This is a genomic window from Mycobacterium sp. E735 (assembly GCF_001666955.1).
Lineage (GTDB): Bacteria > Actinomycetota > Actinomycetes > Mycobacteriales > Mycobacteriaceae > Mycobacterium.
Window position 1 is genome coordinate 1 of sequence record NZ_LZIX01000061.1, and the last position, 16656, is coordinate 16656.

A 16656-nucleotide genomic window follows, 5' to 3' on the forward strand; every position below is an offset into this window, starting at 1 on the left:
TCGGACGCCGAATGCCCGATCTCGACGTCGTCAGCGCCGACGGCCCGCTGCGGGTCTACTCGCTGTTACACCGCGCCCGGCCGGTGCTGCTCAACCTCGGTGAGCCGGGCCGATTCGATATCGGCCGGGTCCAGACGATCGACGCGGAATACGCCGGTGGTTGGGAGCTTCCGGCGCTCGGCGCGGTCGAGGCCCCTGATGCGGTGCTGATCCGGCCGGACGGACATGTCGCCTGGGTGGGCGGTTCCACCGGTGCGGGGCTTCGGGACGCGCTCGACGCCTGGTTCGGCGCGCCGTCCGCGGTCAGGCCTTAGTCGGGCGGCTCCTCCGTGGAGCCTCGAGTGGGGGCGCGCTCGCGGTCGCTGGGCTTGCCGGCGACGCCTTCGGCCTCACGATCGTCGGCGACTTTCTCCTCGAGCTGGTCAACGATGTCTTCCAGCTCCTCCGAGTGACCCCGTAGGTCCTTGTCCGGTCTCGTCATATCGCTTTCCATCGACTGTGGTCGGGTACCGCCCCGCCGGTACCCCATACCCCGTCAGCCGGACGGTAACCGGCCGTGGAGTGTGATCCTGCCATCCCCAGGCGGCAAACGCCGCGTTGAAGGGGCCCGGGGAGTGAGGGACGCGACATAACGCCGCGGCGATGGAAGTATCGCAGGGGTGGCCGATAAGAAACCGCAGACCATCTCGTACCCGGCGGCCGGTGGGCGTCCGCACCGTCACGAAACCGAATCGCTCGACCCGCACGTCATCGTCCTGTTCGGCGCGACGGGGGACCTGGCGAAACGCAAGTTGCTCCCCGGGCTGGCCTATCTGGACCAGTCCGAGCTTGCACCGGACATCCAAATCGTCGCGACGTCGTTGGAAGACATCAGCGACGACGAATTCCGGGAGATCGCGAAAGAGGCGATCGATTCGTTCGGTAGCCACAAGCTCTCGGACGAACAATGGGCCAACTTCGCGAAGATCATCACCTACATTCCGCAGGGCCGCGGGCCGGAGGCGCTGGCGGAGGCCGTCGCCGAAGCCGAAGCCAACCTGGGCCCCAAGGTCAGGCGATTGCACTACCTGTCGGTGCCGCCGAAGGCCGCGCGAGAAGTCATTTCCATGTTGCGTGAGGCGAAACTCGTCGACCGCTCGCGTGTAGTGATGGAGAAACCGTTCGGAACCGATTTGGCGAGCGCGGTCGCGCTGAACGACTTCGTGCACGAAACGTTCGAGGAATCCCAGATCTTTCGGATCGATCACTTCCTGGGCAAGGAGGCGGCCCAGAACATCCTGGCGTTCCGCTTCGCCAATGGTCTGTTCGAGCCGATCTGGAACCGCAACTTCATCGACCATATTCAGATCGACATCCCCGAAGCCCTCGGCCTGGATCAGCGGGCTAACTTCTACGAGGAGACTGGCGCCTACAAGGACATGGTGGTGACCCACCTGTTCCAGGTGATGGCGTTTGTGGTGATGGAGCCGCCGACGGCGCTGGAACCCTTTGCCATCAGCGAAGAAAAGAACAAGGTGTTCCGGTCGATGCTGCCGGTCAAGCCTTCCAACGTCGTACGCGGCCAATACGGCGGATACCGCGACGAAAAAGGCGTGGCCAAGGATTCCGACACCGAGACGTTCATCGCGCTCAAGGTCGGCATCGACAATTGGCGCTGGGCCGGCGTGCCCATCTATCTGCGCACCGGCAAGAAGATGGCCGAGGGTATCCGGATCATCTCGATCGCGTTCAAGGAGGCGCCGCGAACGATGTTCCCGCCAGGCTCGGGGGTGGGGACTCAAGGTCCCGACCACCTCACGTTCGACCTGGCCGACAACTCCAAGGTGTCGTTGTCGTTCTACGGCAAGCGGCCGGGCCCCGGCATGAAGCTGGACAAGCTGTCCATGCAGTTCTCCTCCCAGGAGATCGACACCGTCGTCGATGTGCTGGAGGCGTACGAACGGCTCATCCTGGACGCGATGCGCGGTGACCACACACTTTTCAATACCGCCGAGGGCATCGAATCGCTGTGGGAGCGTTCGCAGGAGCTGCTCGACGACCCACCGCCGGCCAAGATGTACCAGCCGGGCACGTGGGGCCCCAACGCGATTCACCAGTTGATCGCGCCGAACGCGTGGCGGCTGCCGTTCGAACGGGAATGGCGCGACGCCAAGCCCGACCGCTAGGAGCGCATTCAGCCCAGCTCGGCGCTGATGTAGGTGATGGCGTGCCGGAACCGCTTGATGATCTCGTTGTCCGGCATGACGAAGCCGTGGTCGGCGTATAGCTGCTCGGTGGGGTAGGGGGTGACCACCCAGCCGGTGGCCGCCAGGCGTTCCCCGGCGGGGTGGCGCTCCCCGTGCCACACCAGGTCGGCGACGTCGATGTCCAGTCCGTGCTTGCGCCACGCGGCGCGCATCGCCCGGGCTCGCTCGTCGGTGAACACGGCCATGTCCCTGATGTTCTCGGTGGCCAGCCGGCTACCGGGCGCGCTCAGCGCGGTGATGTTGTCCAACAGCCGGTCCTGCGCCTGCGGCGGCAGGTAGGGAAGCAGGCCTTCGGCGATCCAGGCGGTGCGCACCGACGTGTCAAAGCCTTTGTCGCGCAGCGCCGTTGGCCAATCGTCGCGCAGGTCGACAGCCACGGTCCGCCGTTCGGCGGTCGGTTCGGCGCCGAGGCGGGCCAGCGTGTCGCTCTTGAAGGCGATGACCTCGGGCTGGTCGACCTCGTAAACCACCGTGCCCGGCGACCAAGCCAACCGGTATGCCCGGGCGTCGAGTCCGGCGGCCAAGATGACGGTCTGACGTATGCCGGCTCCGCTCGCGGAGGTGAGGAAGTCGTCGAAAAACCGGGTGCGCACGGCTATTTGCTCGCGACGCTGCTGCAGGGTGAAGGGCATATCGTCGTCGTCGAGCGGGATTTCGCCGTCCAGCATGCGGACGAAGAAGGGGTGCCCGACCGCGCGTACCAAGGGCTCGGCGAACCGGTCATCGAGCAGCGGATCCGGCCCGCGGGAGGCCAGCGCGCGGGACGCGGCGACCATCGTCGCGGTCGCCCCGACGCTGGAGGCCAAGTCCCAGCTGTCGCCTTCGGTGCGTGCCGAACCAAGTGATGACACTCGCCGCTCCCTCCTGTATCCCCGCGGATCGCCTGCGCGATCACACCGCCAAGACCGAAGGGTACTTTCTGCCTATGCCGCGCTCACCACGCACCCGTTGAGCCCGACGACAGGAAGCGAATCACTCGATGGCACCGACCCTGCGCCCGCGCCGCTCCGCGTTGTACCTGCCCGGCAACAAGCCGCGGGCCTTGGAGAAGGGGAAATCGCTGCCCGCGGACGTGGTCATCTTCGACCTCGAAGATGCCGTGGGGCCCGACGCCAAAGCCGATTCGCGGGCGACGGTGTGCGAAGCGGCCTCGTCGGGCGGCTACGCGCCCCGCGAGGTCGTGGTGCGCATCAACGGCTTGGACACCGAGTGGCACGACGAGGACCTGGCGGCGGTGGCCGGTACGAGCGCACACGGCGTGCTGGTGCCCAAAGTCGAGTCGGGCGAGCAGGTCCGGGCGCTGGCCGCGACCTTGGGCAGGCTGGGCGCTCCGGATTCGTTGCAGCTGTGGGTGATGATCGAGACGCCGCGATCCTTCCTGCGGGCCGAAGAGATCGCCTCGGCCAGTGACCGATTGGCCGCGCTGGTGATCGGCACCAACGACCTGGTGAACGACCTGCATGCCCTGCACGTGCCCGGTCGCGCGCCCGTCGTCCCCGCGTTGTCCTTAGCGGTGCTGGGGGCCAGGGCGGCAGGGAAGGTGATCCTGGACGGGGTGTTCAACGACATCACCGATGAGGCCGGCTTTCGGGCCGAGGCGCGGCAGGGCCGCGAAATGGGTTTCGACGGCAAGAGTTTGATCCATCCGTCCCAGATCGGGCCCGCCAACGACCTTTTCGGTCCATCGGAGCGGGAACTCGCCGACGCCCGCAAGGTGGTGACGGCCTACCGGGAGGCGCGGGCGGCGGGGACGAGTGTCATCACGGTGGACGGTCGCATGATCGAGAGCCTGCACGTCCGCAACGCCGAACGGATCCTCGCCCTCGCCGAGATCATCGAGGAAGTGGCATCCGCGTCGTAGCCGTCCTGGCTTATTGCTTGTCGACCTTGCCCGCGATCTGACCGGCGAGCTTGACGGCCAAGTCGGCGGGATCCTTGCGGATCGCGCTGACATCGATCGCGACGTTGTTGCGGACCGTCAGCGCCCGCTGAGCGGTCATGGTGAGCAGGACGTTGCCGTTGTCGCGGATTGTCATCGTCAGCGTGGTGCTCAACGTGCCGTTGTCGTTGGAGACCGGTCCCACCTGCCAGCCCGTCTCCGGGGTGTCCTGCCCGGCCGGAGTCGTGAACTGCCGGTTGGCGCAGGCCGGCCAGCGCTGCGCCGAGGTCGCGTAGAAGGCGTTGGCTTCCTTGGGGGTCGGGAACAGCACCAGCACCTGTTCCACCTCGGGGTCCGGCTCGTTGGAATTCGGGGGAAGTGACGCAGTTTCGTCGTCGCCGCTTACCGCGGTGTAGCCGCTACCGGCATACACGGGAGCCTGCCCGGGGCCGATCGCGTAGACGCAGTCGTCGGGGAATTTCCAGCCCGCGGGCCACGGCTGCTTCGCGGCGTCGTCCTTCAGCTTGTCGTTCTTTTCCTTGCTCTTCGATCCGGTGGCGCCCAGGGCGCTGTCGAGGTCCGCGGACGTAAGCAGCAAGCCCGGCAGCGCCGCCTGCGCGACCGGCGGCCTGGTGGACGTCGTGGTCGAGGAGCCGGGAGCACCGCCGTTGCTGCCGCCGCACGCGGCAACCAGGATCCCGATGGCGGCGGCGGACATCGCGGTCGTCAGTTGGCGCATGTGTTGCTCACCCTTCGTGCCGTCGGGCCCCCGCGCGACCGGCGCATCCGCTGCCCGATGCTCAGAGGTGGACGGAAGCATAACCGCTTCGACAGCAAATTGCGTGATTCGTCGCAAAGTCTTCAACGGTTCAGCACTTAGCCGCTGTTCCGGGTTGAGCCCGCGTGGACACTCGGCGATCTGACACCGGAACCGCACCCGCGGGACGACGCCGCGTGACGAAAGCGTTCGCAGATCAAGGGTTTCCTAGGTCAACAAAGGGGCGGTTCATGGCCCGTCCGCTTGTCGCACGACGTGTCGATGAGGTGAAGAAGACCCCACAAACCGCTTCGATCCGATACGCGGGCCGGTAGGGTGCTTGCAGCAAACACATCTTCGGGGGACGGAGGAGTGTCCGATGCGGCGAGCCCGAATGAGATGCGCAGGACTGGTCGCGATCGCGATCATCGCAGCGGGATGCTCGAACGACTCGTCGCCGACGGCCTCCTCGACCAGTCAATCGGCGACCCCGAGCTCGCAGGCGCCGTCACCGTCACCGACTTTGCCGGCGCCGTCTTCCGCGCAGCCTCAGTCGTTCGACCAATCCACCTGCCTCGACATCTCCTTCGCCAAGGACAACCTGATGGTGGCCAACAACCCGGAGAAGGCGCGCAAGTACGCCGACACACTGGAGAAGTACGGCCCACCCGACAGCGTGAAGGCCGCCATCGAGCACTTCGTCACCACCGGCGGCGCACAGCCCAACGATGCCGATCTGAACAGCAACAGGGACTTGATCACCAACTGGATCAAGCAGGCCTGCCCCAACGTGAACCCTTGACGCCGGCCGCGTCTGTCCAGCGCGTGGTCGGCTAAGCCCCGCGTCTTCGCGTGGCCGAATCCGATTGCGCCAACGGGCGCGTGGATCCGAAGTGCTCTACCGTGATGGCAGCGGAGGACGGCCGCGCCTCTTACGGCGCGGGTCCCGCGGCCCGGGCCAGTCGATCAACGGCGGCCACGCGGTAGGTTGATTCGGTCCCCGGGTGATTCGAGAGGAGATACCGTGCGCCAAACCACGGCCATGGCCGAGGCCGACCGCACGTGGATGGTCGACACGCTGCTCGCGCTGCTGCAGACGCCAAGTCCGGCGGGCCGGACGGACGCGGTGATGCAGCTCATCGGTGACATCTTCGATGGCTTCGGCGTCCCGTTTTCGCTGACGCGACGCGGGGCGCTGACCGCCGAGCTGCCGGGGGAGTCGGCGACGACGGACCGCGCGCTGGTGGTTCACGCCGACACGATCGGGTGCATGGTCCGTCGGCTCAAGGACAACGGGCGTCTCGAGGTGATACCGGTCGGCACCTTTTCGGCCCGGTTCGCCGCGGGCGCCCGGGTGCGAATCTTTTCCGACGATCCCGACGAGTTCATCACCGGGACCGTCCTGCCGCTCAAGGCCAGCGGGCACGCTTTCGGTGACGAGATCGACCTGCAGCCCACCGACTGGGAACACGTCGAGGTCCGCGTCGACCGCCAGGTGCACTCGCGAGAGGACCTGGTCCGTCTCGGGCTGCAGATCGGCGACTTCGTCGCGCTGATCGCCAGCCCGGAACTGACCGCCGACGGCTACATCGTGTCCCGTCACCTCGACGGCAAGGCGGGCGTGGCGATCGCGCTGGCGCTGGCGAAGAATTTCGCCGAGAACAAAGTGGTGCTGCCGCACCGCACGATGGTCATGATCACCATCACCGAGGAGGTCGGCCACGGGGCGAGCCACGGCCTGCCCGCCGACGTCGCCGAATTGGTCTCGGTGGACAACGCGGTGTGCGCGCCGGGCCAACACTCCATCGAGGACGGCGTCACGATACCGATGGCCGACCTGCACGGTCCGTTCGACTATCACCTGACGCGCAAACTGTGCCGGCTCGCCGAAGAGCAGGACATCCGTTGCGCGCGAGACGTATTCCGGTTCTATCGCTCCGACGCCGCCGCGGCGATCGAGGCGGGTGCGGGCACCCGCGCGGCACTCGTCGGGTTCGGGCTCGACGGAAGCCATGGCTGGGAGCGCACTCATCTGGATTCGTTGCAGGCGGTGTACTGCCTGCTGCACTCCTGGCTGCAGACGCCACTGACGTTCGCCAAGTGGGACGCCAAGCCGTCGGGCAAGCTGCGCGACTTCCCGTCTTCCAAGCAGCCCGCCCCCAGCGAGCGGTGGGTGCCGTTGGCTCGTGGCGAACACGATTCGCCCGGCGAGGCGTCGCCGGGTTCGCACTGGCCCCCGTCGGAGGGGCCCCAGGCCTGAGGCGCGGCGCCTATCGGCAGCCGCGGGGGATTCGGTCCGCGCGCCAGCAGCGGGACTTCATCGGGACCTCGATCGCTTCGGCGCCGGAGAAGCGCGCGGTCAAGGCGGCGCGGGCATTGGCCAGTCGCGCCGCACGCTCGTCGGCAGACGCGATGATCACCCTGCTGTACGTGCCGACCATCGCGACGACATCGTCGATCGTCATGGTCCGCGCGAAGGTGAACGTCTCGCGGGAAACGTTGTGAAAGATCTGCGGATCGGGGAGCACGACGTTCTCGTGTCGCCGGCGGAAGCGGTCGGGGGATTCCGACTCGGGTGTGTCCTCGCCCGGAAGCAGGTCCAGGTCGCGGACCCAATCGACCTCACGATCTCGGCTGGTCCAAATCAGGCCGAATCGTCCGTGGTCACGCAACACCCGGCCGATCTCTGGAACGGCGCGCCGAGGATCCATCCAGTGCCATGCCGACGAGACGAACACCGCATCGACGGCCGCATCGGGGAGCGGGATCGATTCACCGGTGCCTTCGACGGCACGCACCTCGGGCGAGCGCCCGGTGAGCACCGCGCGCATGCGCGCGTCGGGCTCCACTGCGATGACCTCCGCCGCCCTGCTCAGCAACGCCCGGGTGAACAGACCGGTACCCGCACCCAGGTCGACTGCCACATCGCAGCGGGGCGGCACCAGCCAGTGCACCGCTTCTTCCGGAGGTCGGGGACGAAAGCCGTCGTAGTCCTCGGCGATCGAGCCGAAGGACATCGCGCGTTCCTGGCGATCGGTCATATCCGCCAAGGTAAGCCCGCTCGCTGGGCAACAGATGAGAAAGAGTTGTGTCTCACCACAGCGCGCTGTGATTGACTAGCGCGTCGGCCACCAACCCGATTCCGAAGACCAGGAACAACAGCCGCACCGACATCGGGCCGTAACGGGTCAGTACGCGCACCAGCCGACGCTGAATACGCTTGGCCCGCATGGTTTTTCTCATCGACAGCGCAAGGATCAGCAACGGCGGCGAGAGCGCGATCGCCCAGTAGACGATGATGGCCAATGGCCAGAGCGGCGGTCGCGGGTGCAAAGCCGCGAGCATGGCCAAGCCGGTGAGATACGGAATGGCGGTTGGCGCTTGTCCACTACCGACCGCCAGCCCGAGGAATCCGAGCAGCCAGGGACGCTCCCGCATCGCCGCCAGCGCCCAACCCGGCGCCGACGATTGTGCGGTCAGCGGGAAATATGCCAGGCCGGTGAGCAGCAGGCCGAGCGCCAGTTCGCCGCCGAACCGGATGGCCGGTGTCAGGTGGAAGCCGACGACATGGGTCAAGAAGCTGAGACCCAGAACCGTGCACAGCCCGAACGTGGTGGTCACGACGAACACGCCCGCGATAAAGCTCAGGGCGCCCGGAACCGGCGACCGGCGGCGCAACCGGCTGTCGAAGACGACCGCCGAGACCACGCCCACGTTGAGGACGTTCAACGAGTCGAGAAGCGCCAGACCGGCAAGCGCCACCACGAGAGCACCCACGCGCTTGGACCCCGCCTACCGGGTGCGCTTGCCGGGCGCGGACATCGAGGCGGCGGTCATGCTGCAAGAGAATACGAGTCGCTGGGCGGCGTGTCCGTCCGAGGCGGTCCGGGGCGCTCGCGTTTGTGCATCACCGGCGCGGCTCGTATCGATCTCGATCCGGTCACACGGCACGGGGCACCGCGGCTTTGGTCGGCGCGCGTTTGACAATGCGGGGCATGAGGCAGACGTGGGTGCCCGGCAATGGCGCGTGAAATATCCCGCCAGACGTTCCTGCGGGGAGCCGCCGGAGCCTTGGCCGCCGGCGCGGTTTTCGGCTCTGCCCGGGCCACCGCCGCGCCGAATCCCACCGGCTGGGAGGGCCTGTCGACCGCTATCGGCGGGCAGGTGCTACTACCGGACAACGGCGCGTTCGGTTCGGCGAAGCAGGTGTTCAACACCAACTACAACGGCTCGACGCCCGCCGCGATCGTCACCCCTACGTCCGCAGCTGACGTGCAGAAGGCCATGGCGTTCGCCGCGGCCCACAACCTGAAGGTCGCCCCGCGCAGCGGCGGGCATTCGTACATCGGGGCGTCCACGGCGAACGGCGTCATGGTGATCGACCTGCGTCAGCTGCCCGGGGGCGTCAACTACGACGCCGCCACCGGGCAGGTGACGGTGACGCCCGCGACGAGCCTGTACGCGATGCACCAGACGCTGGCCGGCGCCGGCCGGGGCATCCCGACGGGCACGTGCCCGTCGGTCGGCGCGTCCGGGCACGCCCTGGGTGGGGGATTGGGCGCCAACTCCCGGCACGCGGGGCTGCTTTGCGACCAGCTGGTGTCGGCGTCGGTGGTGCTGCCCGGCGGCCAGGCGGTGACCGCGTCCAACGCCAGCAACCCCGACCTGTTCTGGGCGTTGCGCGGTGGCGGCGGCGGCAACTTCGGCGTCACGACGGCGCTGACGTTCGCGACGTTTCCGACCACCGATCTCGACGTGGTCAACCTCAACTTCCCGGCGGAGGCGCTCGCGCAGGTATTGGTTGGCTGGCAGAACTGGCTTCGCACCGCCGACCGGAACAGCTGGGCGCTGGCGGATGCCACCGTCGACCCGATGGGAACGCATTGCCGCATCATGGCGACGTGCCCGGCCGGTTCGGGCGCCGCCGTCGGCGCGAACATCACCAAAGCCGTTGGCGTCCAACCGACGGGGACCGAGAATCACACGTTCAACTACCTGGACCTGGTGAGGTACCTGGCCGTCGGGAACCTCAACCCGGCACCACTGGGATACGTCGGTGGATCCGACGTGCTGCCCGTCGTCGATGCGGCCACCGCCCAGGGCATCGCCCAGGCGGTCAACGCCTTTCCCCGAGGGGCAGGCCGAATGTTGGCGATCATGCACGCGCTGGACGGCGCCCTCGCCGATGTGGCACCGGGCGCGACGGCCTTCCCGTGGCGCCGGCAGTACGCGCTGGTGCAGTGGTACGTCGAGACCGGCGACGCGACGGCGGCGACGAATTGGCTCAACACCGCGCACCAGGCCGTGCAACCGCACTCGGTCGGGGGATACGTCAACTACATCGAGGCGAACCAACCAGCCTCACGCTATTTCAGCTCGAACCTGTCCCGGCTGGCCGCCGTGCGCCAAAAGTACGATCCCGGCCGAATCATGTTCTCGGGGCTCAACTTCTAGTGAATGGCGTACGCGTCTGACGCCGGGACATAATCCCGAGCATGACCGACACGGTAAATGTGACGCTGGATCGCGACAGCGTGGCGATGGGCGACGACGTCGAGTCCCATCGGGTCTTCTGGGTCATGCCCGAGTCGGCCACCGTCGACGACCTGCTGGTTGAGATCACCCGCTATGTACCGGGAATCGCCGGCCCGGCCGGGTGGATCGTCGAGGTCGACACCGAGGACCAGGGGCGTCGACGCGAGCTCGGCGCGATCTACACCCGCGATGACCTCAAACAAGAACCCCACATCTGCAGATTCGCGTCAGGCAAGACGACGTTGGGCGAGCTGGCCCGCTGGGCGCGAATCCCGGACCTCGACGTCTACGTCCGCTACCTGACCTGGGATATGGCGCGCCCCCTGGCACTCAGCGAACTGACGGCCGGCCCCACCTACACCGGCGCCCAGCCGACGAAGCTGCAGTCCGAAGCCGCGGCACAGGCCAATACCGATTGGACCCTGGTGCATGAGCTGAATCGACGCGCCGCCGCGATCGCTACCGCGCGCCGGGACTGGATTCGCACGATTATCCTCTCGCGGCACACGCCGCCGCCCGGGACCGAGGCGTTCATCGCCCGGAACTTCTACTACCTGGCCGATCGGCACTGCCCCGCCAGCATGGATGTGGCCGCGCAACTGTTGACGACCGACGAAGCGCGATACGAGAACCTCGAGCTATCAACCGATTTCGACACCCGCCCGGCGGTGGTGACCCTGGCGATGGTTCTTTCCGCGTTCGAGTGGAACGCCGTCCGCGGCAACTGGCGAGCCGGGGAACGCCCATACCTCAAGCCGTATTTCGAGTACCTCGAAGGCTGCGGATACCGGCTCGAACCCATCGAGCAGGTCATGGCGGGCTGCATCACCGCCGAGCAATTGAAGTTCTCGGCGAGCGACACCGCCAGGCTGGAGCGCATTCGCCGGCTGAGGGATCTCCAATACCAGCTGCGCATGAACCGCTACTACAACAAATCGCTCACTGACGACCAGTACCGCGCGGCTATCGGTTCGGTCCACGCCGAATTGACCGAGCTGGGTGAGCTGCCGGGCCCCATCTAGGCGCCTCGCGCGATCGCGGCAGCGCCGGCGCTAGTCGCCGGCGAGTTCGTCGAGCAGTGCGTGATTCAACCCGAAGGCCACTCTGACCTCGGCGACGATGCGATCGACGTCGCGCGCGCTCGGGCGGAGCGCGTCAAGGCGGGCACGATAGGAGTCTTTGTACGGCTTGGGCCGCATGGGGAATTCGTAGAACGCGACCCCGACGCCGCGAAGATCAAATGCGCGATCGAGGGCGTGGAGGATGATCCGGCCTCCGGAGAGGTCTCCGAGGTAGCGCGTGTAGTGGTGGGCCAGAAGCGAGCCACCCCACGCCAGCGCGGCGATCCGCTCGCTGTATGCGGTCGCGGCGGGGGAGTCGACATCCCGCGTGCCGTCGGTGCGCCAGTGCCGCAGATCGGCGTCGATGGCCGCGACGCGCTCCAATGCCGGGTCGTACACGGCGGCGACCATGGGGTCCTTGCGACAGGCCCGCATGGCATCCTCGAGGGCGGCGTACACCACGCGTAGCCGAAGCAGATATTCGGAATAGCCGCGCGCGGTCACCCGGCCGGCCAGCAGTTCGGAAATGAAAGCGCTCTGCTCGGCGGCGACGTGTTCGGCCGCCGACCCCTCCTTCATCGCGATCGACAATCGGCCGCGGGTTGGACTGTCAATCGGGCGCATGTCCTGCTCAGATTACCTTGGCGATTGCGGGCATGAAGGTGACGGAGGCAACCGCAACGCCTAGGCTCGAGTAATTGACACGGATGAAACGGGTGAGCCTCAAGCAACGGGGTGGCCCCACCGGCGTCGTCGTCGAATCTCGACTCGGCGCGTAGGGAGGGGAAATAAATTGGGTGCTCTAGGTATCGGGCTTTGACATCGGGCCCCGGGCGGCCACCCGTCGGCGAACCGACAGAGCTGATTGCGTGAAGAGCGGCGATTCCCGTGTCCTTCGGGGCACGGTGGAGAGCCCGCCGAGCGACGACCTCCTTCCGGTCGGCACGCCGATTGACCTCGATAACTGCGCGCGCGAGCCGATCCATGTCCCGGGAAGCATCCAGCCGCGCGGTGTCCTCGCGGTGGTGCGCGAGTCCGATTTCGAGGTGCGGCAGGTCAGCGCCAACGTCGGCGACCTGCTCGGTCGACCAGTGGATGCCGTCCTGGGGCGGCACCTGTCGGCACTGATCGGTCCCGAGCAGGCCGCTCGCATCGAGCAGACGGCCAGGACCTACGGCGACTTACGACATCGCAACCCGATCGAGTGCTCGATCGACGTCGGCGGCGAGCCGCGCGCGTTCGACGCCATCGTGCACCACGACTTCGGCGGTGTGCTCCTGGTGGAGCTCGAGATCGCCTACGGCGAGCGGCCGGTGTCGTTTCCGAACACCTACCAGGCGGTGCGGGGTGCGGTGGAGGAGTTGAACCGGGCCGAGACGCTGCCCGAGCTCTACGACACCGCCGCGCGGGCGGTTCGCGACCTGACCGCGTTCGACCGGGTGATGGTGTACCGCTACGACGAGGAGTACAACGGCGAGGTCGTCGCCGAATCCAAGCGGGAGGACCTGAACTCCTTCCTCGGTTTGCACTACCCGTCCACCGACATCCCGGCGCAGGCGCGTGCGCTGTACGAGAAGAATTGGATTCGCCTGATCTCCGACGTCGACTACACGCCGGCGCCGCTGGTGCCGTCCGTCGACCCGGCGAGCGGCATGCCGCTGGACCTCACGTACGCGACGCTGCGCAGCGTCTCGCCCATGCACATCGAATACCTGCAGAACATGGGCGTGCACGCCTCGATGTCGATCTCGTTGCTACGGCAGGGGAGATTGTGGGGCCTCATCGCCTGCCACCACTACGCCGGCGCCCACCTGCCGCCGTTCGGCACCCGAGCGGCGGCGGAGTTCCTCGGCTCCACCCTGTCGCTGCGGCTCGTGGATCGGTTCGAAGACGAGCAGCTGCACAGGCGGCTGGCCGCACAGGCGGTGCTGGGCAAGCTGACCGCCGCCACGCTCAACGACGCCGAGTCCCTGACGGGGGCGCTGCTCGGGGCGCCCGACCTGCTCGATCTCGTGCCCGCCGACGGTGTCGTCGTGGACATTCAGGGCGATCGCCGGGCCCTCGGCTCGGTTCCGCCGCCGGAGGTGGTCGCCGCCGTCATGGGCTGGGCCCGCGGCGCGGACGACGAGGTCGCCGTGACCGATTGCTTGTCGCGCGAGTTGCCCGGGCTCGGCCTCGATCCTCAACTGGCCGCCGGCGCGCTCGCGATCAACCTGCCCGATGGCCAGCACGCCGTCTGGTTTCGGCGCGAGGTGCTGCGCTCGGTGGACTGGGGCGGAGACCCGCACAACAAGGCGATAGCGGTCAGCGAGGGCGCGGCGGTCAGGCTGAGCCCGCGCAAGTCGTTCGAGCGGTGGCGCGAGGTGGTTCGCCGGCGTTGCGAGCCGTGGACGCCGAACGATGCCGAATCCGCCGGAGCATTGCGCCGCCATCTGGTGGAGTCGCTGTACCGCCGCACGCGGGGCGCGCTGCGGGTGGCCGAGACGCTGCAACGCAGCCTGCTGCCCGAGGCGATCCCGACGCTCGAGAGCTGGCACCTGTCCGCCCACTACGAGCCGGCCGCGGGCGACAACGTCGGCGGCGACTGGTACGACGCGTTCGAGCTGCGCGACGGCAGGCTGATCGTGCTGATCGGCGACGTCGCCGGACACGGCATCGCGGCCGCCGGGATCATGGCGGCGCTGCGCAACGCCCTGCGCGCCCAGCTGTTCGCCGGGGCGCAACCGGCCGAGGCCCTCGGACAGCTCAATGAGTTCTGCTTGCACATGCTGCCCGGCGCATTCGCCACCGTCGTCGCCGCCCGGGTCGACCTGTCCTCGGGACACGTGGAGGCCGCGTCGGCCGGCCACTTGATGCCGTTCCTGACCAACAGGGTGCCGGCGGCCGTCGCCGCGCCCATACGGCTGTCACCACCGATCGGCATCAAGGGCGTGACCTACGCGCCGAGCACGTTCACCATCGAGCCCGGGCACGGGCTGGTCTTGTACTCCGACGGACTGGTGGAGCGTCGCGGGGAGGCGATCGACGATGGCCTCGACCGGTTGGCCGCGACCCTGAGCCGCGCCGGCGAGCCACCCGCGTCCCGGATCTGGACGGAGATGGCGTCGGGCCACATCGAAGACGACGTCACCATCGTCGCCCTGCGTCGTCCCTGAGCTTTCTCGCGAAGCCGAACGCAGACGAGCGTCGACATCTACAGTTCGGCAAACACCGACGCGCAAGGAACGAAGTCGTCGTCGAGCGCGTCGATGTGAACGCCATGAACGGCGTCGCCGTCACGTTCTACGTCACGGCGTTCTTCGGAGTCCGCGACGGCGCGATCACGTACTGGCGGGAGTATTGGGACACGACGCACGTCGCTCAGCAGCTCGGCATCGATCCCGCGCTCATGTTCGCACCGCTGAACAGTTGAGCGCCAAGGGGTTTGGTGCGCGAAGCTAGCCCGAGGCGCTCAGGATCTTGATCGCGAAGACGAGCGAGTCACCCGGGCGGATGCCGGCGCTGGGCTGACCGTTGGGGTAGCCATCGGCCGAGGTCATCGCGACGGCGACCGTGGATCCCACCTTTTGTCCCGCGATGGCCTTCTGGAAGCCGGGCACGACGCCGTTGAGCGGGAAATCGATGGCGGCGCCGCGTTGGTAGGAGCTGTCGAATACCGACCCGTCACGCCCATTGACCCCCATGTAGCAGACCGACACCGTGGCCGCGGGTGAGACCACCGGTCCGTCTCCGGCGTGCAGGGTGTGCACCTGGGTCTGGGTCACGCTGAACGGGGGCGTCACGTCCACGCGCGGAGCTGTCGTGTCGGTGGATCCGGTGACCGCGACGCTGCCGGTGGTCCCGGTCAGTGTCCAGTCGGGCGTTCCACCGCTCTGCGGTAGCGCCGTCGGGCATGAACCGGCTGCCAGCGCGGTGTCCGGCGCGGCTATCGCCAAGACGGTCGCCGCGACGCAGGCCGCGACACAGGAATACACCACGGAAGACTTCACGGCCGTCACGCTACCGACCGCCCCTTGCATCGCGCGCAGGCGGCCCACGGGTCGTCAAACGCGCTGTCATTTCAGCGAGCCAGCTTCCGGAGCTTTCGATATTCTTCATCCGTGCTGCTTTGAGCCCCGCAGGTATGGCGGCCCGGCAGAAAGGGAGCGAATCGAATGCCCTCACCTCGCTGGCTGGCCGCACTGAGCATTCCGTTGATGGCCGGCGCTGCCCTCGTCGGCAGCGCCGCCACCGCAACTGCCAATACCCCCCAGGACGACGCCTACCTCGCACAGCTGCACGCCGTCGGCCTGACCTGGCCACCGCAGACGGAGGAGGCGCTGATCGGGGAGGCGCACCTGATCTGTTACGACCTCACCTGGGGCTGGACGCCCCAACAGATCGCCGACGACGTGCACGCCCACCTGAACGCGCGGGGCGTCACCCTGTTAGACGTCGGAACCATGGTCGATGCCGCACATTCGATCTATTGCCCCGGCAATGTGTGCGACGCCCCGTCCCTTTGCACCTGACAACGCTCCCGGGGCACCGCCCGACGCATCCGCGGCCCTAGAAGGTTCTCGTCGAAGTCAGATCCGGGCGGGCCTCATCGCTCAGCGCTGCGCAGGCCGCGCCCTGTCGCGCGGCGCGAAGCGCGTGGAGGCGGCCTTCGGCTAGCCGAATCGACTCGACCCGGGTGAGATGTTCAGCTCCGTAATGGCCGAGAAACAGGTAAGCAAATCCGCAGAAGTACTTTCGCGGTGTGTCTTATCCTGCTTGCGAACCTCGCCCGACAGAGTAAGGGGAATGTTGTCACTGACACGGAGCCGACTGGTGCTGGTCGTGTTGGCAACCGTCGGGCTCGTCGTGTTCGCGGCGACGTTGTTGACCTCGAGCGCCCCGGGCCGGGCGGTACTCGCCCCGGCGGGCTCGGTCGTTGCGGGCATACTCGCCATTGCGTGTGCGGTCATAGCCGCCCACGGTTCTCGAGGCCGCCAGCGCCTGGCCTGGGCCGCCATGTCTACCGGATTGGTCGGTTGGACCGCGGGCGAAGCGGTGTGGTGCTACGTCGCCTTGGGAGGCGCTCTTCCGGTCGCGGACCTCTCGCCGGCCAACCTGGGCTACCTGATTTTGCCGCTGTGCGCGTTGGGCGCCGCGATCACGATTCCCAGCCGGGACGACTCCCGATTCGGGATCGGC

The 16656-nt window shown here is 67.5% G+C and carries 16 protein-coding genes and 1 pseudogene; 10 read left to right on the top strand and 7 right to left on the bottom strand.

Annotated features, from left to right (window positions below):
• Nucleotides 1-314: pseudogene (locus A5704_RS04700) on the top strand (hypothetical protein); the annotation flags it as partial.
• On the opposite strand, the gene A5704_RS04705 reads toward A5704_RS04700, so the two are convergent.
• Nucleotides 311-493, bottom strand: a complete 183-nt coding sequence (locus A5704_RS04705) for a hypothetical protein (RefSeq protein ID WP_067785244.1) — start codon at nt 491-493, stop codon at nt 311-313. The pseudogene A5704_RS04700 and the gene A5704_RS04705 sit on opposite strands and share 4 nt — an antisense overlap.
• A 166-nt stretch (nt 494-659) precedes the next feature.
• On the opposite strand from A5704_RS04705, the gene zwf reads away from it, so the two are divergent.
• Entirely contained in the window at nt 660-2165 is a 1506-nt protein-coding gene (gene zwf, locus A5704_RS04710; protein WP_067750681.1) for a glucose-6-phosphate dehydrogenase, read from the top strand.
• Between the two features lie 8 nt (nt 2166-2173).
• Here zwf and A5704_RS04715 read toward each other — a convergent pair whose 3' ends face one another.
• Nucleotides 2174-3097, bottom strand: a complete 924-nt coding sequence (locus A5704_RS04715; protein WP_067887599.1) for a class I SAM-dependent methyltransferase — start codon at nt 3095-3097, stop codon at nt 2174-2176.
• A 128-nt stretch (nt 3098-3225) separates the two neighbouring features.
• Between A5704_RS04715 and A5704_RS04720 the strand changes: the two genes are divergently transcribed.
• Complete coding sequence (locus A5704_RS04720; protein ID WP_067750688.1) at nt 3226-4107, top strand: CoA ester lyase; 882 nt, start codon at nt 3226-3228, stop codon at nt 4105-4107.
• 10 nt (nt 4108-4117) lie between these two features.
• Here the strand turns inward: A5704_RS04720 and A5704_RS04725 are convergent, their stop codons facing one another.
• The gene (locus A5704_RS04725) at nt 4118-4864 is read right to left on the bottom strand and encodes a sensor domain-containing protein (protein WP_067750691.1); all 747 of its coding nucleotides are present in this window, start codon (nt 4862-4864) and stop codon (nt 4118-4120) included.
• 397 nt (nt 4865-5261) lie between these two features.
• Between A5704_RS04725 and A5704_RS04730 the strand changes: the two genes are divergently transcribed.
• On the top strand, nt 5262-5684 hold the full coding sequence (locus A5704_RS04730; protein ID WP_231968791.1) for a hypothetical protein: 423 nt from the start codon (nt 5262-5264) through the stop codon (nt 5682-5684).
• A 222-nt stretch (nt 5685-5906) separates the two neighbouring features.
• The gene (locus tag A5704_RS04735) at nt 5907-7142 is read left to right on the top strand and encodes an osmoprotectant NAGGN system M42 family peptidase (protein WP_067750696.1); all 1236 of its coding nucleotides are present in this window, start codon (nt 5907-5909) and stop codon (nt 7140-7142) included.
• Nucleotides 7143-7152: 10 nt separating this feature from the next.
• Here the strand turns inward: A5704_RS04735 and A5704_RS04740 are convergent, their stop codons facing one another.
• Complete coding sequence (locus A5704_RS04740) at nt 7153-7923, bottom strand: class I SAM-dependent methyltransferase (protein WP_067785253.1); 771 nt, start codon at nt 7921-7923, stop codon at nt 7153-7155.
• Nucleotides 7924-7975: 52 nt separating this feature from the next.
• Nucleotides 7976-8659 (bottom strand): GAP family protein, encoded by a 684-nt coding sequence (locus A5704_RS04745; RefSeq protein WP_067887602.1) that lies wholly within the window; start codon nt 8657-8659, stop codon nt 7976-7978.
• Nucleotides 8660-8902: 243 nt separating this feature from the next.
• On the opposite strand from A5704_RS04745, the gene A5704_RS04750 reads away from it, so the two are divergent.
• Together A5704_RS04750 and A5704_RS04755 are read left to right on the top strand one after the other, a co-directional pair.
• On the top strand, nt 8903-10336 hold the full coding sequence (locus tag A5704_RS04750) for an FAD-binding oxidoreductase (protein WP_067887607.1): 1434 nt from the start codon (nt 8903-8905) through the stop codon (nt 10334-10336).
• A gap of 41 nt (nt 10337-10377) precedes the next feature.
• Nucleotides 10378-11439, top strand: a complete 1062-nt coding sequence (locus A5704_RS04755) for a hypothetical protein (RefSeq protein WP_067887610.1) — start codon at nt 10378-10380, stop codon at nt 11437-11439.
• 30 nt (nt 11440-11469) lie between these two features.
• Here A5704_RS04755 and A5704_RS04760 read toward each other — a convergent pair whose 3' ends face one another.
• A complete protein-coding gene (locus tag A5704_RS04760; protein ID WP_067887620.1) occupies nt 11470-12102 on the bottom strand; it encodes a heme oxygenase (biliverdin-producing) in 633 nt (210 codons plus the stop codon).
• A 281-nt stretch (nt 12103-12383) separates the two neighbouring features.
• Here A5704_RS04760 and A5704_RS04765 point away from each other — a divergent pair, with 281 nt between their 5' ends.
• Both A5704_RS04765 and A5704_RS29530 read left to right on the top strand, forming a co-directional pair.
• The gene (locus A5704_RS04765; RefSeq protein ID WP_067887638.1) at nt 12384-14633 is read left to right on the top strand and encodes a SpoIIE family protein phosphatase; all 2250 of its coding nucleotides are present in this window, start codon (nt 12384-12386) and stop codon (nt 14631-14633) included.
• On the top strand, nt 14630-14890 hold the full coding sequence (locus tag A5704_RS29530) for a limonene-1,2-epoxide hydrolase family protein (protein WP_255392548.1): 261 nt from the start codon (nt 14630-14632) through the stop codon (nt 14888-14890). The genes A5704_RS04765 and A5704_RS29530 overlap by 4 nt, the downstream gene beginning before the upstream one ends.
• A gap of 25 nt (nt 14891-14915) precedes the next feature.
• On the opposite strand, the gene A5704_RS04775 is transcribed toward A5704_RS29530, so the two are convergent.
• Nucleotides 14916-15497 (bottom strand): FKBP-type peptidyl-prolyl cis-trans isomerase, encoded by a 582-nt coding sequence (locus A5704_RS04775; RefSeq protein ID WP_067887641.1) that lies wholly within the window; start codon nt 15495-15497, stop codon nt 14916-14918.
• Nucleotides 15498-15674: 177 nt separating this feature from the next.
• Here A5704_RS04775 and A5704_RS04780 point away from each other — a divergent pair, with 177 nt between their 5' ends.
• A complete protein-coding gene (locus A5704_RS04780) occupies nt 15675-15989 on the top strand; it encodes a DUF732 domain-containing protein (protein WP_082950318.1) in 315 nt (104 codons plus the stop codon).
• Nucleotides 15990-16656: the final 667 nt, after the last annotated feature.